Below are 21,902 nucleotides of genomic sequence, written 5' to 3'. Positions count from 1 at the left end.
TCCATTTTACAATGATTCAAAAGGACATGAAATCAAAATTAATAGATTCTCATTTTAACCTTTTTAATTATGTATTTATGGGGAATGCCAGCTAAAAACTTTCAAAAAATTTACATGATACGTCCAAACATGATCGACGTTAAAAGCTGACAAAGGAGCCTTCTTTTGATTGAATCATATCGGAGATTTTGGCAGAATATTTTGAACTTTTCGGGCACTGCATCCCGGAGTGATTTCTGGTGGCCTACCATTATTAACTATTTCCTCGGTGGTCTTTTAATCAGTATTGTCACGAAGACCTCTGGTCACTCCATTGAAACCATCTATAATTTGACTGATTTAAGTGTCAATTTAGTCGCCAAGGTAATTGCCCTAGTAGTTTGGTTGGGTAACTTATCGGTAATGGTCCGTCGTTTGCACGATTCTGATCATTCTGGCTGGTGGATTTTCATTCAATTCTTACCAATTTTTGGTGAAATTTGGTTGATTATATTGTTCTTGTTCTCATCCAAGCGTAATCGCTGGCAGTAAAAAATAGGGAGACTAGGTGTGCTAGTTTTCCTATTTTTATTTTCTTAAAAATTAATACTGCATCGTCTTAATTTTTAGCTATAATAAACACTAATGATTTTGAAGGGAAAATCCCCTCAATACCGTCCGTTGCTTCCGAACACGGGACGATAAAAACAATAAGGAGAAAATCATGTATAACACGAAATTTAAGCGAATTGCCGAGTCAAAATGGTTCGACTTGGTTGGAATTTTGATTATCCTAACAACAGTTGGGGTGATGGGCTACTATCGCACGCCACTCAGTGCTTCCTGGGTTTTTAAAGGGCAAACAGCCTGGTGGTATCAGCTCCCACTAATCGGGATTGTTTCAACTTGTTCATCAATTGCTTCAGTTATGTCGACCCGGCTGGTTGCCAAGGTTAATAATACTGGTAACCTGGTGGGTTGGATTAACACTATTTTTTCCGGGTTAATTGATTTTCTTTTAGGAAATGTTGGTGCGATTATTACCTATCCAGTCTCTGTTTACCTTAATTGGCAGGCGGGCCAGAATTGGGCTAAGAAGTATCAGGGAAGCTTTGGCCATCGAAAAAATTTTGGTGCCTTCTTGTTTGGCTTGATTTTAGCAGCCTTTGTGACGGGTTTTGGCTTAAATTGGATCGCCTATGTATGGTTGGCTCATTGACCGTTAAATCTTTTGTACTATTTTGCTTCAGTCACCTTTTCATTATCATTAGTGGCTAATGTTTTAAATGTACTTAAATTACCATCGCAATGGTCGTTTTGGGCCATTTATAATTTGGCACAATTGGGCAAAGCAATTACCCTTAAAAATTGGGCTAATGTGGCGAAATATGTCTACTACATTATTAACTCAGTGGTAGCGGGGATTTCCTGGCTCAGTCAAAAGCATTTACAATCTTCAGTCAATGAAAAATCAAAGCTAGCTAACTAACAGAGGGAAACGATGCGAATTTTAAAGGATAAAACTGTTTATCAAGGAGCAGTCTTTGAAGTTAAGGACCAAGTCATTGATTTAGAAAATCAGCGCGAACCAATTAAACGACAGAGTATTATTACTAGTGATTCAATTACTATCGCCTTAATTAATGAAGCTCGGCAAGTGCTAATTGTAAATGAATTCCGAGCGCCGATTGCCAGTTTTTCTTGGTCCTTACCGGCTGGTCGGGTGAATAGTCAAGAAGCGCCTGCCGTTACGGCTCAACGAGAATTAGCCGAAGAAACTGGTTATTTAATTGAATCAGAATTTTTGCATAGTGTTGACCGAGTAAGTTTGTCTAACGGCATCCTATCTGAATTTAGCAATATCTACCTAGCCCATTTGGTTGACGGACATTATCAACTGGTGGATCGGCACTTTGATCATGATGAAGATATCCGTGATCAAAAGTGGGTTAGCATTGATGATGCCCTAACGCGAACCGATGGGGCTGCATCTCATTTGGCCTTACTCTATTTAAAATTAGTATAAACGTTGAGAGACCCTGAATGAAGTTTTAGGGTCTCTTTTTATCTAAAAATAAGACTAGACCAATCTGATAAAATGATTAACTTTATGTGTGAATTACGAGTATAATTATTAGATAATTTAACATTGTGGAGATATGATTATGAATGAGCAGCGAACAGAAGTAAATCAGAAAACCTTTCTAGGACAGCCTTGGGGATTAAAGAATTTATTTCAAACTGAAATGTGGGAGCGTTTTAGTTACTACGGTATGCGGGCAATTTTGCTCTTTTACCTCTGGCATTTGATGGATACGGGCCAATTAGCGATTGATAAACCAACGGCTGCTTCGATCATGGCCATTTATGCCTCGTTAGTTTATCTTTCCTCAGTTGCCGGAGGCTTTATTGCTGATCGCTTTTTGGGTGAGTATCGAACGGTACTAATTGGTGGCGTGGCCATTATGGTGGGGCATATTTGCCTATCATTACCGGCTGGAGCTCTAGGATTATTTGGCTCGATGATTTTCATTATTGCCGGAACGGGCTTGTTAAAACCGAACGTTTCTTCGATGGTTGGTTCTTTGTATGCTAAAGATGATTCGCGGCGTGATGCTGGTTTTTCAATTTTTGTCTTCGGGATTAATCTAGGGGCTTTTATCGCACCAATTTTGGTCGGCTGGACGCAAAATCAATATGGTTTCCATTTGGCCTTTTCATTAGCAGCAATTGGTATGTTTGTTGGATTGGTGCAACTAGTTTTGGGGCACAAGAATTTAGCTCAGATATCAGATATTGCTCCTGATCCAGTGAAACCTGAAGAGGTTAAGCCCTTGGCGCTAAAAATTAGTGCTGGTGTGGCTGTGACGATTATGGTTGTCGTCTTGATGATTGTCAATAAGATGGATTCAATTACTGATTTTATTAATTTATTAACCTTGGTTAGCGTCTTGCTACCAATTTCGTATTTTGTTTGGATGATTACTAGTGCTAAGGTATCCAAAATTGAGCGGTCCCGAGTAATTGCCTACATTCCGCTGTTCATTGCGGCGACGCTCTTTTGGGCGATTGAAGAGCAGGGGTCAATTATTTTAGCAACCTTTGCAGCTGATCGAATTGATTATAGTCATACTTTTAGCCTGGTGACACCGGCGATGTTTCAATCCTTAAATCCTTTGTTTATTATGCTTTATAGTGCGCCCTTTGCCATTTTGTGGCAACGTTGGGGTAAAAAACAGCCCTCAACGCCGACTAAATTTTCGGTGGGATTGGTTTTTGCGGGCTTGTCATTTTTGTTAATGGCCCTGCCAGGGACTTTATATGGTACCGCCGTCAAAGTATCACCATTGTGGTTAATTGGCTCATGGGCTTTGGTCATTATCGGCGAGATGCTGATTTCTCCAGTTGGCTTGTCAGTGACAACAAAACTGGCACCTAAAGCCTTCATGGCACAAATGATGGCCATGTGGTTTTTGAGCAGTACCGCTGGTTCAGCCCTAAATGCCCAGTTTGTTAAACTGTACAGTCCACAACATGAGGTTGCTTACTTTAGTAGTTTTGGTGGATTATGTGTCCTACTAGCTGTTATCCTAGCGCTATTTATCCCTAAGATTAAGCAGTTAATGCTAGATGTGAATTGATTGAATAAAAAAAGTCGTGGTTAATTAACTGCGACTTTTTAGTTGCTTATGAATGAGGAAGAGGCCGACACTAACCTCAATAATTATATGAATCAGGGACCTAGTGATTCTAAAGGAATCATTTCCATTGTGATGATCGGATTACCAGAATCTAAGCTATCAAATTTTGAAATTAGGCCAAGATAGGCATCAATGAAAAAATGGTAGTATATTGCTAGAAAATATTATGGGTTCTAAGGTAGATAAAATCCAATAAAAATCCGATACCTGATACGGACGTGACTTGAAATAATGTTGATAGTGGATCTTGCCGGCTTAAATTCATAAAATGTGATAGTCCAAAAATTAGTGAGGAAATAATGATGGGCCACAGCAATTGCGCTTTTGGGTTGGAACTGTTTTTAAATAAAATTAATAGGGTAGCCAAAACAATACCACGGTCAAGTAGTTCCTCATTAATACCGGCATCTAGTGATTATAGATAAATTAAAAATAATGGTTGCTGACGGGGAATGGTCAACAAAATCAGGATAGCTGTTATTCTCCAAAGTTGTTTGCGGTATTATTTACCGTTAAAAACTATACCACATTGTGAGGAATAGAACTTGAAAAATAAATGGGTTGTATTTTGACTATTTTGCAATTTGATTTCCTTATTATTTTTTAGGTTGTTTTAAAACAATACTTAATATCGAAAAAATGATTGCCACGGTTAATGACCAACCCAATAGTCCTTGTGGACTGTTGTAAGCATAAATAGGCAATAAAGATAGTAGGTTATCTGTCAAGTATGCCTGGATTAGTGTAAACGAAGCCAATAACCAAGATGTAATAGCTAAAATGATGGTAATCTTTTTTATGATGATTCTCCAATTAGCGTGCTGTTTTATACTTTAATTATATCGTAGAATCATATTCTCAATAAAAAACGCTAGTCGTGTGTGACTAACGTTTCTCGTAATTAATGTTTATTTTTCTTAATACCAAAGAACAGGGCGGCATTAACTCCAGCTAGGGCTAACAAACCAGCAGTGTTAGTTGTTGAAGAAGGTTGACTTGTTTTAGGTAAAGCTGATTTAGTTTGGTTTGCTGAATTAACGGAACTATACTCAGTGTTGCTGCGCTGAGTTGAAGGCTTAGTAGCAGTACCAGTTGCTGACATGCTAGTTGAAATACTACCGGATGTGTCATCAGTTGAATCGGTATCTGGTCGATTTTTGCTAGGTGTCGAAGTTGCTGACTGGCTGGTAGCAGAGTGACTTTCAGATGCTGTGCTGGTTGAGTTACTACCTGATTGAGAATCAGTTGAATCGGCATCCGGACGAGCTTTATGAGATGTTGAACCGGTCGATTGACTAGTCGTGGAAGTGCTTGTCGAGCTGTTATTAGATGTGGAATCAGTTGAATCAGCATCTGGTCGATTTTTATTAGAAGTAGAATTGGTTGACTTACTAGTGGAAGTACTATCTGGTGTTGCACTAGTCGATTCGCTTTTAGTAGAAGTGCTGTCTGGTGCTGCACTAGTTGATTCGCTCTTAGTGGAAGTACTGTCCGGCGTCACACTAGACGATTCACTCTTAGTTGAAGTACTGTCCGGCGTCACACTAGACGATTCACTCTTAGTTGAAGTGCTGTTCGGCGTTACGCTGGTTGACTGACTTTTAGTCGAAGTACTATCTGGTGTTGCACTAGTCGATTCGCTCTTAGTTGAAGTACTGTCCGGCGTCACACTAGACGATTCACTCTTAGTTGAAGTACTGTTCGGCGTTACGCTGGTTGACTGACTTTTAGTCGAAGTACTATCTGGTGTTGCACTAGCCGATTCGCTCTTAGTGGAAGTACTGTCTGGTGTGGCGCTGGTTGATTCGCTCTTAGTGGAAGTACTGTCCGGCGTCACACTAGTCGATTGGCTGTTGGTCGAGGTACTATCTGGTGCGGCACTAGTCGATTCACTCTTGGTAGAAGTACTGTCTGGTGCGGCACTAGTAGATTCACTCGTAGTCGAAGTACTGTCAGGAGTCACACTAGTCGATTCACTCTTGGTAGAAGTACTATCTGGCGTTGCACTAGTTGACTCACTATTGGTGGAAGTACTATCTGGTGTGACACTAGTTGATTCGCTCTTAGTGGAAGTACTGTCAGGAGTCACACTAGTCGAAGTGCTGTCCGGTGCGGCACTAGTCGATTCACTCTTGGTGGAGGTACTATCTGGTGTGGCGCTAGTGGAAGTGCTGTCACTTGACGGGGTATCATCTGATCCAAGTTTGAAATAAACACCATATTCATGGTTATAACCGATACTTGTAATATTAACGTGCATATTTTCGTACAAGTTACTACTTTGGACATCCTGACTAGTTAGTGGGAAACGATAAACGATAATATATTGTTGCCCGACCTGGTTGGTTTGAATTTTTTCACCATTTTGGAAGGTGATGCTGTCAGTACCGTAACTTTCAGGGACAGTAACCGTAATATCCAATTGATACTTTTGATCGCCTAAATCAGTCAATTGAGCAAGAGGGCTAATAAAGTTACTGGCTACCGAAGTTTGGTTGCTGCCATCGCCCTTCAAAACAGCTAATTTGACCGTTTTAGTTTGATTATCCGAACTAGATTTTATTTGGATCGGTTGGGTAATTGTGCCAGTAAAACGTTGAGTTAGGCTATTTGCTCCTTTAGCATTAGTCCAAGAAAAGTGGGCATCTTGTGACTTAGCAATATTGTCGTAAATAATTTTATTATCTGGGCCAACAGTCGCTTTAGTATCATTGGCTGGTACTAAGGTAATAATTTGACCATTGATATCCTTAATGGGGATTGTTTGAATATGTTTTTGACCGTTTAACAGGGTGAATTCGGGCAAGGTTAGATTCTGATTACGAACGTTTAAACTTTGTAGCTGGTTTAGATTCTGTAAAGGACTCAAATCAGTTACTTGATTTTTTAAAAGATTTAAGGTTTGTAATTCGGTCAAGTTTTTCAACGGTGTTAAATCTTGGATCTGATTGTTACTGAGAGTTAGCTCTTGTAAATGGGTTAAATTAGCCAGTGGGTCTAATTTAATGATGCTATTTTTATCTAAATAAAGAACTTTTAGTTGAGATAGATTAGCTAGTGGTGTTAAATCTGAAATCTTGTAATTGAAGTCTAAAGCCAATGTGTCTAGTTTGGACAGCTGTCCAACAACCTTTAAACTCTCATTATCAACATTAGTCTGACTGAGTGATAAATTGGTTAAATTGGGCATGTTTTTCAAGGCGGAAACATCTTGAATTTGGTTTAAACCAATTCGAAGTTCTTGTAGGTTCGTTAAACTGGCCAGAGGATCAATACTTTTGAAAGTATTCTTGGAAACTTTTAGACTGGTAAGTTGCGTTAGCTGACTTAAAGGACTCAAATCAGCAATTTTGTTGGACATCAAACTTAAGCGATGTAACTGCGTTAGTTTTGTTAAATCAGGTACGGCGGTTAATTTTGTATCTTGGAGGTCGAGTGATTCTAGTCCGGTCAAATTACTAATAATTTGTAATTGTTCGGCTTGGCTACCATAGTTATTGCCAGCCAGAGATAAGTCTTTTAGATTGGTTAGATTTTTTAATACAGCTAAATCAGGTAAATGATCAGTTTTATTAAGGTTAAAGGCTAACTTTTCTAATTGATGTAAGTTAGTTAACGGAGTGAGATCGCTGATTTTATCAAAACTAATATCTAACGTCTTTAAATTCGTTGCATATTGTAAACCAGTTAAATTATTGATATCACTGGCTCGGAGATTCAAATCCGTCAGTTGTTGCATCTGTTCTTGGGTAAATTGCGAGCTTTTCAATTGGCGGGCAACTTCTTTTTGTAACTTGGTATCAGGCATCCACTGGTTGATATCGTTAGTTTGACTAGCAGCGTTGCTATCGGCAATACTAGTGGTTGATTGCGATGGCGTCGATTCAGAGCTAGCAGTACTGGTTTGGGTTGAATTGACCGATTGACTTTCAGTGATGGTAGCAGCAGTTGAAGTCGAAATATCTTGAGATTGTGGTTGAGACTCACTGCTTTGACTGTTATTGTTCTGAATTGTAGTGATGCTGTTATTTGACGTTACGTCCGCGGCTACCGGAGTTGGATTTAGGCTGATTAGTAAGGCAACATTGGCCAAACTAAGACCAGCAACCACCCATTGTTTGCCAGATTTATATAGTTTAAAGTGTTCCATTTGAGGTCCCTCATTTTCTTTTACGCAAAAACTAAATATTACAGTACTGCTTAAATCATAATTCTAAATTAGTAATATAACAAGTAGACCAATCTTAATTGTGTTTTTTATAATTAAAGAAACTATAATTATTAGTGTAAATACTGAATATTTTAAACGTCTAAATAGTTAGGAGCCACATGATGAAAATAGCAATAATTGGTGCAGGTCCCCGGGGGCTTTTGATTGCCCAACAGATTTTAGCTCAATTGCCAAAGGCTCAGGTTAAACTGTTTGATCCCTTTTCCATTGGCGGACAAACGTGGCAGACTGACCAATCAGCTAATTTAATAATGAATACGCCAGCTGAACAAGTGCAGGAATTTGATTTTGTGCCTAATTTGTTTGAATGGAGTCAAGAACAAGCCGAGGATTTTATTAAAAGTGAATCAGCTATTAGTGATGACTTAGTTCAAGATCTGCGCGGGTTAGTTGCTAATGGTTATCCAACTCGTCGTTTGTTTGGCGCTTATCTTCAATTTTGTTTTCAAACTTTACCAGTTACTGAGCAGCTAAAGGTAGAAAAAAACTTAGTTTCTAAAATTGAGCAACAAGACGGGCAGTGGCGGTTAAGCTGGGAATCGCATCAGGAAAATTTTGACCAGGTAGTTGTTACCATTAATAGCGGTCGAGAAAAATTGCGTGGTCAGACTAAGACTTTGCTTGAAGGTGCCCAACGAAATAACTTAGTTTATCAAGTACCAAATGTCCAAATGCCTACAGAATTAATTGCAAATATACCAGATGGGGAAAATGTGATTATACGTGGATTGGGATTAAATTTTTATGATATTTTGGCACAATTTTTAGCACATTGGCAAGGTGATTTTTACCGCGATCATGAAAATTTACTACAATACCAATCTAGTGGAAAAGAACAGCATTTGATTGTTGGTTCTCGCAATGGGTTACCTCATTACCCGCGTCCATTAAATCAGGACGGACCGGATAGTGAAAGACAGGGACGCTTTTTGTCGGTTGAAGGAGTTAAGAGCTGGGCAGCTACAAGAGGGTGTACTTATTATCAAGCCTTTGATCAACTAGTTCGTTTAGAAGTAGAGTTGGCTTATTATAAACGTCAACTTGAAATAAAAGGCGATTTTGACTGTGTCCAGTTTGAAAAAGATTTTATGGCCCAAGCTGGCCTGCCAACTATATATAATTTACAACCGTTAGACTGGTCGGCAGTTTTGAACCCATTGCAAAACGTTACCGATGGTAACTACCAATCTCAAGCTTTGAACTGGTTAGATCAGGTGACGTTCGATGCTAATCGTGGTAGTCGTCATGGACTTCTATTAACTGGGTTGGATGCGATTCGGGGTCTTTACAATACGATTCGTGATATCTATATTGATCCAGTTATTAGTGATGATAATTTTAAAAATCAATTTTTAACAGGTTTTGCCCGTCATTTTACTTTCTTAATTTCAGGAGCGCCCAGTTTTCGGCTGGAGCAATTATCAGCTTTAATTAGGGCTGGGGTCGTGGAATTATTACCACCTAAAATGGAAGTTGAAATAACTAGTGGAAAATTTCAGGCCTTCTCTAGTCTAACTGCCAATGACAAGTTTAGTGCTAATTACCTACTTGAAGCTCGGCAACCAAGTCGTAATTTAGCTGACAGTGACAATCCTTTAATTAAAAATTTGTTAGTAGAGGGATGGCTAACGCATCGAATACTAAAAGTGAATGGTCAAAAGATTGACCTGGCCTGTCCGCACATTAATGAACACTATCAGATTTTTAACAAAGATAATCAGTTAGTTGAGAGTTTATTTGTCTTCAGTCAGTTAAACGAAGGGGAACGTTGGTTAACTAATGTTTGTCCGCGGAGTGGGGATGATTATGATCGCCGAGCAGCTCAGATGATTGTGCAAACTATTCAGTTTAATCTGTCATAAAATATATTTACTTTAAGGTAATCAGTAGTGGCGCTGTGCTATGATAAATTCGGTTTAGCAGTAGAAGTATCTGCTAGGAGGCATGTTTATGTATACAGATTTAAATCAAAAAGTGGCGGTAATCACCGGTGGTTCCAGAGGAATTGGTCGGGCGATTGCCCATCGATATGCGCAAGAACACATGAAATTAGTCATTAACTATCATGATGATCCTCAGGGAGCCCATGATGCCGTGGCTGATATCCAAGCTAATGGTGGGCAAGCGGTCGCAGTTCAGGCTGATATTTCTAAAGAAGAGGGTGTACAGGCGTTACTAGATGCAGCCATCAAAAATTTTGGTGGACTCGATGTTTGGGTCAATAATGCAGGTATGGAAATTCAAAAGCCGACTCATGAAGTCAGTTTGGCTGAATGGAATAAGGTTTTGGATGTCAACCTGACCGGTGTTTTCATGGGCGCCAAGGCAGCTTTAAATTACTGGTTATCTAAAAAACAGACCGGTAACATTATTAATATGTCTTCGGTTCACCAACAAATTCCCTGGCCTACCTTTGCCAGTTATGCAACTGCTAAGGGTGGTGTGAAGTTGTTTACGGAAACAATTGCCATGGAATACGCCCCACAGCAAATTCGAGTTAATGCAATTGCTCCCGGCGCAATTAACACAGCAATTAATGCCGAAAAATTTGCTGATCCTAAACAATATGCACTAACTCAGTCGATGATTCCAATGGAAAAAATCGGAGATCCTGAGGATGTTGCTGATGCAGCTGCTTGGCTGGCTTCTGATCAAGCCAAGTACGTTACCGGAACGACCCTGTTTGTTGATGGTGGTATGACCCTTTATGCTAATTTTCAAGGCGGCCGCGGGTAATAGCGAATTAAAGCAAAGTAGACTGATATTGGTCTACTTTTTTTATTGTGAATTATTAAAATTGGTATCGTTGTAATGTTTATGGGTAGTGGTTTAATACTGTAAATATCAATATGAACAATGGTTTAATTTATGAAAATAAGAATGTAAATGTTTCGGTTATTAACATTTTTATTACAATTTGTTAAAAATACCATGGTATAATGGTTGCTAGTTAAAGCCCATTTAGAATTATTTTGGTCTAGGATTTATATGCACCTTGTGGGAGGTCTTAATGGAAAAACGATGGAAACTTATTAAAGTCGGTAGTTTGCTGGTCAACACCTTAGTTGCGGCGTCAGCAACTGGTGTTATCATGTCGGCGCAGGCTAGTGCCGCAACAAGTGGGACTAATTTAGCTCCTTTGCAGAGTTATGATAGCCATTATTGGCAAGCTAATTCTCTAAACCAGGTTCAGCAGCAAATTGCTAGCCAAAATAAGCAGACTGATATGGATAATTATGTGGTTTGCTGGGGAGATACCTTAACAACAATCGCTACAGCCTATCATCTTTCAGTTGATGATTTAGTACAGCGTTATCAAATCCCAAACCGAGATTTAATTTGGGCTGGTTATACTTTGGGGCAGCAGCATAAAGTATTGAGTTATAGCGATGGCCATAAGCGATCACTAATTCATCCTGATCAAAATTCGACAACCAATAGTTCAGCTTATGAAGGTAGGGTTGGCCAAGCCACTCCCTCAACTACGTTGTCGGGTATTAATCCGGTTAGTACAACCGTAACACCTAGTTATCCAACTAGTTTTAGTGCTTCAACCAACCCAATTGTAAGTGCTAGTCAATCGATCTCGAGACCCACAAGTCAACAGCCAAGTATTTCAGTCAGTCAAAGTGTGGCACCGATTGACAGTAGCAGCCAACAGCCAAGTATTTCGGTAAGTCAGAGCGTGGCACCGATTGACAGTACTAGCCAACAGCCAAGTATTTCAGTCAGTCAAAGCGTGGCACCGGCAGATAGTACTAGTCAACAGCCAAGTATTTCAGTCAGTCAAAGTGTGGCACCGGCAGACAGTACCAGCCAACAGCCAAGTACATCAACTAGTGCAATTAATCCAACGAGTCCATCGAATAGTCAAAACACGGTTGATTCGCAATCAATTAGTCTTAGTTTAGCTAATTCTACATTAGCCAGTGGGGCTGCTTCGACTAGCCAGGCTGATCGTTTTAGTACTCAAGAAAGTCAAAGTAATTCTGAATATAAGTCAGTAGAAACAAGCGTAGTTGATTCAGTTAGTGCCAGCTTAGTTTCTTCGACGTCTAATTCATACAGTTTGTCTCAAAGTCGGTTAGTAAGTGACAGTGAATCGCTATCAATCACTGATAGTAATAGTTTGTCGCAGAGCCAATTACAAAGTATTAATGTTTCAGAGTTGAAGCGTCTCAGTGATTCGAAAAGTATGGCAATTAGCCAGTCGCTGAGTGATAGTGTTAACTCTGCGGCAGTTAAGAGTGCCAGTGAGTCTGAGAGTTTAGTTGGTAGTCATTCTGTGAGTGCCAGTGTCGGGCGCAGTGATTCAGTAAACCGGAGCATTAGTGATTCTGGAAGTCTCATTACCAGTGAATCAATTAGTACTAGTGTTCAAAATTCGGATACTAAAAGTGCCAGTGATTCTGCAAGTACAACTCTGAGTGAATTAATCAGCGCTTCAGCAACGAAAAGCGCCAGTGACTCTCAAAGTTTAGTTGACCAAAGTGTCAGTGGTTCAACTAGCACTAGTTTTGTAAATTCGACCGTTAAAAGTACTAGTGATTCTCAAAGTGTGGCTGACCAGAGTGTTAGCGAGTCAACTAGCACTAGTCTTGTAAATTCGGAAGTTAAAAGCGCTAGTGAATCAAAAAGTAGTTCCACAGCTAAGAGTATCAGTGACGTTCAGAGTAAAAGTTTGAGTGAAAGTACTGAGGGTTCCGTAACTGAAAGTGCGAGTGATTCGGTAAGTCTTGTGACCAGTCAATCTACCAGTTTAAGTGCTACTCAAAGCATTTCACTAAGTCAGTGGACTAGTACGTCTACATCTGAAAGCACCAGTGACTCTGATAGCGCTGTGTCAACTAGCGTTTCTGCAACTAAAAGCACTAGCGAATCTGAAAGCTTGATTAACCAAAGTGTTAGCGGTTCAACTAGCATTAGTACTGTAAATTCTACAGTTAAAAGTACTAGTGAGTCTGATAGCAATGTACTAAGCGAGTCAACCAGTACTTCTGCAATCAAAAGCACTAGCGAATCTGAAAGCTTGACTAACCAAAGTGTTAGCAATTCAACTAGCACCAGTACTGCAAACTCCCTAGTTAAAAGCACCAGCGATTCTCAAAGTTTAGTTGACCAAAGTATTAGCGATTCAACTAGTACTAGTACTGCAAATTCGCTAGTTAAAAGCACCAGTGAATCTGAAAGCTTGATTAACCAAAGTGTTAGCGATTCAACTAGCACTAGTATTTTAAATTCGGTCGTTAAAAGTACTAGTGAATCTGATAGCACTGTACTAAGCGAATCAATCAGCATTTCTGCAACGAAGAGTATGAGCAGTTCAACCAGTGTTGTGCTTAGCGGATCAGTTAGTCAAAGTACTGCGTTGAGTGAATCAACCAGTACCTCTGCAACTAAAAGTACCAGCGATTCAACTAGCACCAGTACTGCAAGTTCCCTAGTTAAAAGTACTAGTGAGTCTGATAGCAATGTACTAAGTGAATCAACCAGCAACTCTGCAACGAAGAGCGCCAGTGACTCTCAAAGTTTAGTTGACCAAAGTGTTAGCAATTCGATTAGCACCAGTACTGCAAACTCCCTAACTCAAAGCACCAGTGAATCAGCAAGTGCAGTTGTTAGCCAGTCCACTAGTTTAAGTGTCGTTCAAAGCGCATCGTTGATCCAATCGGCCAGTGTGTCTACAGCAAAGAGTGCCAGCACATCAGCAAGCGTAGTTTTCAGTACCTCTACTAGTGTTAGTGGGCAAATGTCGGCAACTAACAGTACCAGTGATTCACAAAGTACTGTAGGAAGTCAGTCGATTAGTTTGATAATTTCAACTAGTCACTCCCAAAGTAATACACTTAGTCAATCAATCAGTACTAGTACCACTGCTAGCCAAAGTGCTTCTGAAAGTGAAAAAAATAAAATCAAGCAGCAGGATATCTTTAGTATTGTAAATCCAACTTGGGTTACCGATGCTGGAATTAGTAAGGGTCAAGATCATGATCGTCAGGATTTGGGTATTATTCTTGGTAAGGGTAATAGTATTCGTATTCGCCAAGTCGACCCAAACTTTAAAAACAAACTAACTTTGCGTCTCCTGGGTGATGACAGTGGAGTTGAGCAGCAGGCCAGCATTGGTAGTGATTGGGTAACAATAACAGCAAACGATAATTTTGTACCTTTCATTGAAACACCTTTGGGTGGTAACGGGGCCAAGATTGAATATGAAATTGTATCGCCAAGTAACCAGAAACCACTGCCAATCTATCAGCATGGCCAAGATTCAGCGGCATTCTTCCAAACATGGCAGCAAAATCAGGCTGAATATGGCTTGATTAAAAGTAAATCGTTCCAAATGATGGTACCCATGGTAAATTATGATCTACTAAAGAAAAGTGCCGGTTTCGACAGTTTAGATTCACTAATTGACTATTACGAAGGTATTTTTACCAAATATAATGAAATTGCAGGTTTTGATAACTCTTCAGCTGTAAATCGTAATAGTCAAAACCGTTACTTCATTAAAGCTGATGCTAGTGGTGTTGGTTTTGCCTACTATGGTCCTCGTTGGACTGCTCAACATGCCAAATTCATTGATATGTATTTGCATGGTCCTGCTGAAAAAACATGGGCCGGGGATGTTGCCCATTGGGGTACTTTGCACGAAATAGCGCACGGTTATCAAACTGGCTTTGATGACCAGGGGATGTATACTCGCGAAGTTTCTAACAATTTGTTCTGTGTGCAATATGAGTATGACAAGTATGGTAAAAAAGCTGATCAAGTCGGCTGGCTCTTTGATTTTGGAAATCGTGACAGAGTCGAAGCTGAGATGGATGCCAAGTGGTTGAATACTAGTCATCTCTATGACCCAATGGACTACCGTCAAAAATTAATCTTGCTAACCATGCTTCGTCAAAAGGCCGGTAATGGCGCCCATACCAAGCTTTATCAAGGCTATCGTGAATTAGCTGCTCAGCCTGGCTTTGATCCCCAACACTACCCACTGCCGGACTTACTTAATCAATACTATAGTGATTATAGTCAGCAAGATTTCACACCAGTCTTAGAAAACTGGGGGCTAAAATTAAACGCTGATCAAGCCGATCGTAATCGTGCTCAAGGTTATCATCCGGTGGCTCATTTGATTGATGTTGTTCCAGCTGCTAGTTTGAAGGCTGCTCGGGAACTTTTGGATCCGAATATCTTGATTAATTCTAACTTTGAATTAGTCCAAAATAAGGATATCCAAACACTTGGCCTGCATGGGAACCTAACGGTTAATTTAGTCGGTAATCAATTAACTGAACTCCAAGGACAAGAATTGGTGCTTAAAGATGGTGATCAAGTGGTCGCTAGTCAGACAATTACTGGCAATCAAGTCACCTTTAGCCAAGTCCCTAACGGTGTATATGCGGTGAGTCTAGTTGGCGATAAAACTGATCATATTTTTACGACGCAAAAGTATGTTGTGATCAAAGAAGCCAATAACAGCTTCAATTTGAATTTCCAAGTTCAATCGCGTAGCCAATTATTAAATCAAATGATTGACTTTAGAGGCTATGCTGATCGTACAGCAGCGACTTTGACGACTGATTTAAGTACTGGTGTAGCGCACTTTAATGTTGTTAATGATAAGCCACATGAGTATATTGATGGGGATTATATCAAGATAACTGTCAAGGATGCCCAGGGACAAGTTATTTATCAAACAACTCTAAAAGGCCAAAGTGCAACTGTTGGTGATAATGTCTTTAGGATTAATCCTGGGGACACGATTGAAATTTATCATCGTGAGACTCCAAAACGTTTGCAGTCCAGTGATGATATAATTATTAAGAGTGGCCGTACTAATGTATTGGTTGTGACCCGGTATGGCTTGGAAAATAAAGCCTTAAGTACAACGGCTAAAAGCATATTGTTACAAAAAATTGAAACCTTAGGAAATCAGTTGGAAGCGGATGCTAGCCATGGAAACTTAACCGGTTCAGATCGGGTTAAGAATTTAAAACTAGCCATTCAAGAGTTGGATGCAGAATCGCAAAAAACGATGATGACCAAGTTTGGTAACCTATTTCAATAATTAAGCTAGAAAAAAGCATGAATTCGAAAAATAATTCGAGTTCATGCTTTTTAGTGCACATTGTTTACTATTAAAGTAACTTAGATGTCTTTAATTTGATGTTGTTAGAATAGTCAACTGGAATGTCAATTACGACTGGGCCGTCAATTTCAAAGGCTCGATCTAAAGCATCCTTGAATTCCATTAAACTGTTGACCCGAATGCCGGTAGCGCCATAGCCATCTGCAATTTTGGCATAGTTAATATTGTTGAAGTCAACTCCAGAATCTTTACCATATTTGGCAATTTCTTGGAAACGAACCATGTCGTAGTGTGAATCGTTCCAAATCAATTGGACAATATTTGATTTCAATCGAACGGCCGTCTCTAAATCCTGTCCAGAAAATAGGAAACCACCATCACCTGCAATTGAAACAATCTTTTGCTCTGGCCGGATCAATGAGGCGCTAATCGCCCAAGGAAGGGCCACGCCCAGTGTTTGCATCCCATTACTAAAAAGTAATGTCCGGGGGTTATATGATTCGAAATACCGCGCCATCCAAATATAGTGACTACCAATATCAACAGTTACAGTGGTATCATCGTTGACCTTGTTTTGGAGGGTTTCCAAAATTTGAAGGGGATTTAGCTTATCTTGTTCGGCAGGCTTAGCTAAATAGTCGCGGTAATTGTCATCATCAATAGCGGCATACTTAGCCCGCAAATCATCTAATTCCGCTTGTCGGCTGGTATCAAAATCAGGCTTCGTTGGTAGCGATTCTTTAATGGCGATTAAGGTTTCAGCAATACTACTTTGAATTTTTAGTTTGGGCTGGAAATCATTGGACAATTCGGCCTGAACTTCATCAATACAGATGATTGGGGTAGCATCATTATTCCAATTGCGAGGCTCATACTCAACTGGATCGTAACCAACAGTCAAAATTAAATCACTATCACGGAGGACTGAATCACCTAATTGGTTTTTGAAGAGCCCAATTCGGCCAAAGAACTTGTTGAGTTGGGTTTTAGATACGGCACCGGCCCCTTGGAAAGTCTCAACGACAGGAAGGGCAAATTGGTCAATTAAAGCGCGTAAAGCCGCTGTATTTTCAGGACTGGAAGCACGCATTCCCGCTAAAATTACAGGAGCTTTGGCGGCCTTAATTTTTTCGGTGATGTTATTTAAAATACTTGGACTAGGTTGACCGTAATCGACTTCAGTTAAGGGGTTCAATACCGGCCGGTTGACTTCTTGAGCGAGAACATTTTGCGGTAGGGAAATGAACGTGGCGCCTTGCTTGGGTGAAATCGCAGTTTGGTAAGCATTCGTGAAGACTTCAGAAACGTTATTAGCATCTTCAACTTCGACACTGCTTTTGGTGACTTCTTTTAGCAAGTTAGCACTGTTAACGGCTTGGTGGGTTGCCCGGTTTAAATCATCTTGAGGAACCTGTCCACCTAAGGCAATTAGTGGATCACCTTCACTGGTAGCAGTGAGTAGACCGGTTGTTAAGTTTGTCACACCAGGGCCTGAAGTAACAAGGGCTACACCAGGTTTACCAGTTAGCCGACCGATCGCCGCTGCCATAAAGATAGCATTTTGCTCGTGGCGTGTTACAATCAACTCAGGAGCTCGTGGATCCTTGTGGTATTGCAGTGTTTCAAACAATAAATCCACCTTGGCACCTGGAATACCAAAACAGTATTGGATTCCTTGGTTAATCATTGATTGTACGAGTGCTTCGGCACCGTTCATTTCTTTATTTTCCAAAATTAGTCCTCCTAATTATTTTAAGAAAGTGACGCAACAACAATGGATACAACGACATTATACCAGCATTCAACCCTCGCGGACTTGACTGCTGGTTTATTTTCTGGTACGCTACCTGTTTCACAATTACTACAGCATGGTAATACTGGTATTGGTACCGGAGATGGCTTAGATGGTGAATTAATTATTTTGGATGGCATCGTTTACCAAGTAACATCTTCTGGGAAAGTAAATAAATTACAACCTACTGATAAAGTGCCTTTTGCGACAGTTCATTTCGCAAATTATGACAAAGTAGCGACTTATTCAGGTTTAGATAAGGATCAAACTTTAGAAAGAATTTCTAAGGAAAAACCTTGGCAAAATATTTTTTACTCATTTGCGTTAGAAGGAACTTTCAAATATTTAAAAGTTCGTGCCGTATGTAAACAAGAAAAACCATATTCGACGCTCCTTGAAGCTTCTAAGGAACAGGCAATTTTTGTCGCCCAAAATATTTCCGGCAAGATGATTGGCCATTACAGTCCCAAGCTATACCATGGTGTTGCTGTGGGAGGTTTTCATTACCATTTTATTAGTGATGATCATTCATTTGGCGGACATGTACTTGATTTTCAGATTAATCAGGCCGAATTAGGCTTACAGGCCTTTGAAACTTTCCAAGAACATTTTCCGGTGGATTCTAAGGATTTCATGGATTTTGACTATAATAATCTTGATAATATTGCCGAACAGATTAATAGTGCTGAAAAATAACTAAGTGTTATCTCGTAACGCCTTTGGGCGTTATTTTTTATGATTTAAAAATAGTATTATTGATGGCTTAAGTTTACATAATATTATTATACTCAAAAAATTAATCCTCTTAATTACTGATATAAAGCGATTTTTTAATTTTTAGAGGGCTTGACAAAGTATTAATATCCAAGTAGAATGTTAAAAGTAATTAAAGTAGGTCGCGGACTTTCTGTTTGCGGCCTTTGTTTTTAGATGGGGGCAACTGATATGGCACAACGTATTCCGCAGACTGTCATTGATGAAGTTCGGCAAAAGACGAATATTGTTGATTTAATTGGGCAGTATACCCAATTAGTTAAACGTGGTAAGGAGTGGAATGGATCGTGCCCATTTCATGAGGACCGACGGCCTTCTTTGTTCGTCGACGAGAAGAAGCAGGTGTTTCACTGCTTTTCTTGCGGTCGGTCAGGGACGATTTTTTCCTTCCTAATGGAAAAGGAAAATTTAACTTATCCTGCTGCGATTGAGTCTTTGGCCCAAGCGGCGGGGATAACCCTCGATCCACGTTATCAGAGTCAGGCTGAAAGTCCGCGAGAACAACGTTTCACGGCGATTTATCAGTTGTACTCAGCAGCTCAGCGTCTGTATCAGCATATTTTGCTCAACACCACGGCGGGCGAACAAGCCTTAGCCTACCTGCATGAGCAACGTGGAGTGGACGACGAACTAATCCGTCAATATGGGATTGGCTTTGTTCCTGGTGATAATGTTTTGCTTTCTTATGCAAAGGAACAAGAACTTAGTCCACAACTACAAAACGATTCGAATCTGTTTTTAACTAACGAGGCTGGTCAAAGTCGCGATCGTTTTGCCAATCGAATTGTCTGGCCGATTGCTAATGCCAGCGGTCAGGTAGTTGGTTTTTCCGGACGAGCCTTAGACGCTAAGAATCCGATTAAGTATATGAACAGTCCTGAAAGTGAATTTTTCAATAAAGGACAGCTTTTATATAACTTTGATCAAGTTAAAAACAATATTCGCCAAGCTAGCACGGCCATGATTTTAGAGGGTTTCATGGATGTCATGTCCGTCAATATGCTTGACCCAGCAATTGGGGTGGCCACAATGGGGACTGCGCTAACCAGTGACCATGTTCGCCAAATTAAGCGCTTGGCTAAAAAAGTTTTACTAGTTTACGATGGTGATCAAGCTGGTCAGAATGCAGCTAAGCGCAGCATTACCCTAATTGATCAAGAAGCACCTGAAATCGAAGTGGGTGTTATTGTTTTACCGGATAATTTGGATCCGGACGAAATGCGGCTACAACGAGGTTTGCCTGCGCTACAAAATTCGCTCCAGCAAGGAGTCCTAACGCCCGTTGAATTCTTAGTTAGTGCTGCTCGGACGGGACGAAATCTTTCCAACCAAGCTCAATATTTAGACTTCTTAAAGGAAGTCATGGTGATTTTAAAACAGGCTAGTCCGGTTGAACAGGATATTCAACTTAGTCGCTTGAGTGAGGAATTTGGTACGGATAAAGGTGCCTTGCAGCAACAGTTAGCGACCACAACAATCCCTAAAATTCGCCAAGAAACCCAAGGATCTGGCTTAATTCCGCCACCTCATATACCGGTTGAACCTGATTTAAATGCTTATCTACCGGGTTCTTCCCTTAGTCGGATTGAACTAGCCGAACGGGGATTAATCATGGCGATGATTAAATCGCCGGCGATGATGAGCTACGTGAAATCTCAAGCCGGTTTTGCCTTTGTACATTCCGATTATCAATTAATTATGATGTTGATTGAAGTTTATCAGCAAAATGTTGGTTCGGAATTTGATTTAGCAAAGTTTATGGACTTTATTCAAAAACCGGCATTAAATCAAAAAATCATGGCTATTGAACGAGAATTTGGTGATTTAGCGGTGGAACGGGATGCTGTTCAGGACTACCTTCGGGTGGTAATGCGAGAAGCCCCTTATGAACATAAGGTAAATGAGTTGACGCAAGCGATTCGCTTAGCTAAACAGCAGCATGATGATAGCAAGTTAATTCAGCTTTCAACCGAGTTAATTAACCTAAAGCGTCAGATGCAACAGGATAGGAGATAGTATGGCAAAAATTTCAAGTTCAAGTAAAATTTCAGAAATTAAAGACTACCTAAATGAGCAGGGAATCGCCTTTAATGGCCGCGCCCGGAAAGCTGAACTTTTAGCCTTAGCTGAAGGGAAGTCGCCAGAAGAGGCTGCTGAAGCGGGTCGTAAGGTTAGTCATCATACCGCAAAAAAGTCTGGCCCCATTAAAAGTGCGGCCTATGAAAAGCAAGTGCGAGAATTATTGAAAGAATTCAAGCCAGCTAAGCAGATTGTATATAAGGAACTTTCGCAACGAATTGCTGAACCTTTCCATTTGGATGGGGAAAACATTGAACGTTTGATGGAAAAGGTGGAAGATGCCGGAGTCGCCATTGTTGATGAGTCTGGTGATCCTGCTCCAGAAGTGCTGAAAGCCAAGCAAAATAAGCCATCCAAGGAAGAATTAGAGTCCGCTGAAAATACGGCTGGGATTAAGATTAATGACCCAGTGCGGATGTATTTAAAAGAAATTGGTCGAGTTAGCCTGTTAAAAGGTGACGAAGAAATTGAACTGTCCAAGCGAATTGAAGCTGGCGATCTAGAAGCTAAACAAGAATTAGCCGAAGCCAACTTACGTTTGGTGGTGTCGATTGCTAAGCGTTATGTTGGGCGTGGCATGCAGTTCTTGGATTTGATTCAAGAAGGAAACATGGGCTTGATGAAGGCCGTTGATAAGTTCGACTATACTAAGGGATTTAAGTTTTCAACATATGCCACTTGGTGGATTCGTCAAGCCATCACTCGTGCCATTGCTGATCAAGCCCGGACCATCCGTGTGCCGGTCCATATGGTCGAAACAATTAACAAGTTAATCCGAATCCAGCGTCAATTACTGCAGGATTTGGGTCGTGAACCGATGCCAGAAGAAATTGGTGCCGAAATGGATTTGACCGCTGACAAGGTTCGGGAAATTCTTAAAATTGCGCAAGAACCTGTTTCTCTAGAAACCCCAATCGGTGAAGAGGATGATTCACATTTGGGTGATTTTATTGAAGATAATGAAGCCGTTTCGCCGGCCGATTCAGCCGCCTACGAAATGTTGCGCGAACAATTAGAATCAGTCCTAGATACTTTAACAGACCGAGAAGAAAACGTTTTGCGTCTTCGTTTTGGTTTGGAAGATGGTCGGACGCGTACTTTGGAAGAAGTCGGCCGAGTATTTGGTGTTACCCGTGAGCGTATTCGCCAAATTGAAGCAAAAGCTTTGCGGAAGTTACGCCACCCAAGTCGTTCTAAGCACTTAAAGGACTTTATGGACGAAGATTAATAGTAATTTTAGAAAACCACGCCAAT

General features: G+C 40.3%; 14 protein-coding genes. 11 read left to right on the top strand and 3 right to left on the bottom strand.

Annotated elements, in window-relative coordinates:
- The first annotated feature begins 165 nt into the window (after positions 1-165).
- The 5 genes from C7384_RS01310 (at position 166) to C7384_RS01290 (ending at position 3,620) form a co-directional block, all read left to right on the top strand.
- The gene (locus C7384_RS01310) at positions 166-531 is read left to right on the top strand and encodes a DUF805 domain-containing protein (protein WP_089937675.1); all 366 of its coding nucleotides are present in this window, start codon (positions 166-168) and stop codon (positions 529-531) included.
- Between the two features lie 172 nt (positions 532-703).
- Positions 704-1,198, top strand: coding sequence for a hypothetical protein (locus C7384_RS01305; protein WP_089937673.1), 495 nt, complete (start codon positions 704-706; stop codon positions 1,196-1,198).
- Between the two features lie 12 nt (positions 1,199-1,210).
- The gene (locus C7384_RS01300; protein WP_089937671.1) at positions 1,211-1,468 is read left to right on the top strand and encodes a nicotinamide mononucleotide transporter; all 258 of its coding nucleotides are present in this window, start codon (positions 1,211-1,213) and stop codon (positions 1,466-1,468) included.
- A gap of 12 nt (positions 1,469-1,480) precedes the next feature.
- Positions 1,481-2,005: an NUDIX hydrolase gene (locus tag C7384_RS01295; protein ID WP_089937669.1), complete on the top strand. Its 525-nt coding sequence runs from the start codon at positions 1,481-1,483 to the stop codon at positions 2,003-2,005.
- Between the two features lie 139 nt (positions 2,006-2,144).
- Complete coding sequence (locus C7384_RS01290; protein WP_089937667.1) at positions 2,145-3,620, top strand: peptide MFS transporter; 1,476 nt, start codon at positions 2,145-2,147, stop codon at positions 3,618-3,620.
- 214 nt (positions 3,621-3,834) lie between these two features.
- On the opposite strand, the gene C7384_RS08380 is transcribed toward C7384_RS01290, so the two are convergent.
- Both C7384_RS08380 and C7384_RS01280 read right to left on the bottom strand, forming a co-directional pair.
- A complete protein-coding gene (locus tag C7384_RS08380; RefSeq protein ID WP_089937665.1) occupies positions 3,835-4,080 on the bottom strand; it encodes a CPBP family intramembrane glutamic endopeptidase in 246 nt (81 codons plus the stop codon).
- A 501-nt stretch (positions 4,081-4,581) separates the two neighbouring features.
- Positions 4,582-7,830 carry a leucine-rich repeat domain-containing protein gene (locus tag C7384_RS01280; protein WP_089937932.1) on the bottom strand — a complete coding sequence of 1,083 codons (3,249 nt, stop codon included), beginning with the start codon at positions 7,828-7,830 and terminating at the stop codon, positions 4,582-4,584.
- Positions 7,831-8,012: 182 nt separating this feature from the next.
- On the opposite strand from C7384_RS01280, the gene C7384_RS01275 reads away from it, so the two are divergent.
- The 3 genes from C7384_RS01275 (at position 8,013) to C7384_RS01265 (ending at position 15,982) form a co-directional block, all read left to right on the top strand.
- Positions 8,013-9,773, top strand: coding sequence for an FAD/NAD(P)-binding protein (locus tag C7384_RS01275; protein WP_165806752.1), 1,761 nt, complete (start codon positions 8,013-8,015; stop codon positions 9,771-9,773).
- A gap of 88 nt (positions 9,774-9,861) precedes the next feature.
- On the top strand, positions 9,862-10,647 hold the full coding sequence (locus C7384_RS01270; protein WP_089937661.1) for a glucose-1-dehydrogenase: 786 nt from the start codon (positions 9,862-9,864) through the stop codon (positions 10,645-10,647).
- A gap of 274 nt (positions 10,648-10,921) precedes the next feature.
- On the top strand, positions 10,922-15,982 hold the full coding sequence (locus C7384_RS01265) for a putative mucin/carbohydrate-binding domain-containing protein (RefSeq protein WP_089937659.1): 5,061 nt from the start codon (positions 10,922-10,924) through the stop codon (positions 15,980-15,982).
- 70 nt (positions 15,983-16,052) lie between these two features.
- On the opposite strand, the gene alsS is transcribed toward C7384_RS01265, so the two are convergent.
- The gene (alsS, locus tag C7384_RS01260; RefSeq protein WP_089937930.1) at positions 16,053-17,720 is read right to left on the bottom strand and encodes an acetolactate synthase AlsS; all 1,668 of its coding nucleotides are present in this window, start codon (positions 17,718-17,720) and stop codon (positions 16,053-16,055) included.
- Between the two features lie 57 nt (positions 17,721-17,777).
- Here alsS and budA point away from each other — a divergent pair, with 57 nt between their 5' ends.
- The 3 genes from budA (at position 17,778) to rpoD (ending at position 21,876) form a co-directional block, all read left to right on the top strand.
- Positions 17,778-18,491, top strand: coding sequence for an acetolactate decarboxylase (budA, locus tag C7384_RS01255; RefSeq protein ID WP_089937657.1), 714 nt, complete (start codon positions 17,778-17,780; stop codon positions 18,489-18,491).
- A gap of 249 nt (positions 18,492-18,740) precedes the next feature.
- Positions 18,741-20,585: a DNA primase gene (gene dnaG, locus C7384_RS01250; protein WP_089937655.1), complete on the top strand. Its 1,845-nt coding sequence runs from the start codon at positions 18,741-18,743 to the stop codon at positions 20,583-20,585.
- A gap of 1 nt (position 20,586) precedes the next feature.
- A complete protein-coding gene (gene rpoD, locus C7384_RS01245) occupies positions 20,587-21,876 on the top strand; it encodes an RNA polymerase sigma factor RpoD (protein ID WP_176760683.1) in 1,290 nt (429 codons plus the stop codon).
- Positions 21,877-21,902 lie beyond the last annotated feature (26 nt).

This window comes from Convivina intestini, assembly GCF_003096575.1.
Classification (GTDB): domain Bacteria; phylum Bacillota; class Bacilli; order Lactobacillales; family Lactobacillaceae; genus Convivina; species Convivina intestini.
This window is presented reverse-complemented; position numbering and strand designations above follow the sequence as displayed.

What these genes read in the sequence shown, in the direction of transcription:
- C7384_RS01305 (WP_089937673.1), top strand. Translation starts at nt 704, where the DNA reads ATGTATAACACGAAATTTAAGCGAATTGCCGAGTCAAAATGGTTCGAC.
- C7384_RS01295 (WP_089937669.1), top strand. Translation starts at nt 1,481, where the DNA reads ATGCGAATTTTAAAGGATAAAACTGTTTATCAAGGAGCAGTCTTTGAA.
- C7384_RS01290 (WP_089937667.1), top strand. Translation starts at nt 2,145, where the DNA reads ATGAATGAGCAGCGAACAGAAGTAAATCAGAAAACCTTTCTAGGACAG.
- C7384_RS01280 (WP_089937932.1), bottom strand. Translation starts at nt 7,830, where the DNA reads ATGGAACACTTTAAACTATATAAATCTGGCAAACAATGGGTGGTTGCT.
- C7384_RS01275 (WP_165806752.1), top strand. Translation starts at nt 8,013, where the DNA reads ATGAAAATAGCAATAATTGGTGCAGGTCCCCGGGGGCTTTTGATTGCC.
- C7384_RS01270 (WP_089937661.1), top strand. Translation starts at nt 9,862, where the DNA reads ATGTATACAGATTTAAATCAAAAAGTGGCGGTAATCACCGGTGGTTCC.
- C7384_RS01265 (WP_089937659.1), top strand. Translation starts at nt 10,922, where the DNA reads ATGGAAAAACGATGGAAACTTATTAAAGTCGGTAGTTTGCTGGTCAAC.
- alsS (WP_089937930.1), bottom strand. Translation starts at nt 17,720, where the DNA reads ATGAACGGTGCCGAAGCACTCGTACAATCAATGATTAACCAAGGAATC.
- budA (WP_089937657.1), top strand. Translation starts at nt 17,778, where the DNA reads ATGGATACAACGACATTATACCAGCATTCAACCCTCGCGGACTTGACT.
- dnaG (WP_089937655.1), top strand. Translation starts at nt 18,741, where the DNA reads ATGGCACAACGTATTCCGCAGACTGTCATTGATGAAGTTCGGCAAAAG.
- rpoD (WP_176760683.1), top strand. Translation starts at nt 20,587, where the DNA reads ATGGCAAAAATTTCAAGTTCAAGTAAAATTTCAGAAATTAAAGACTAC.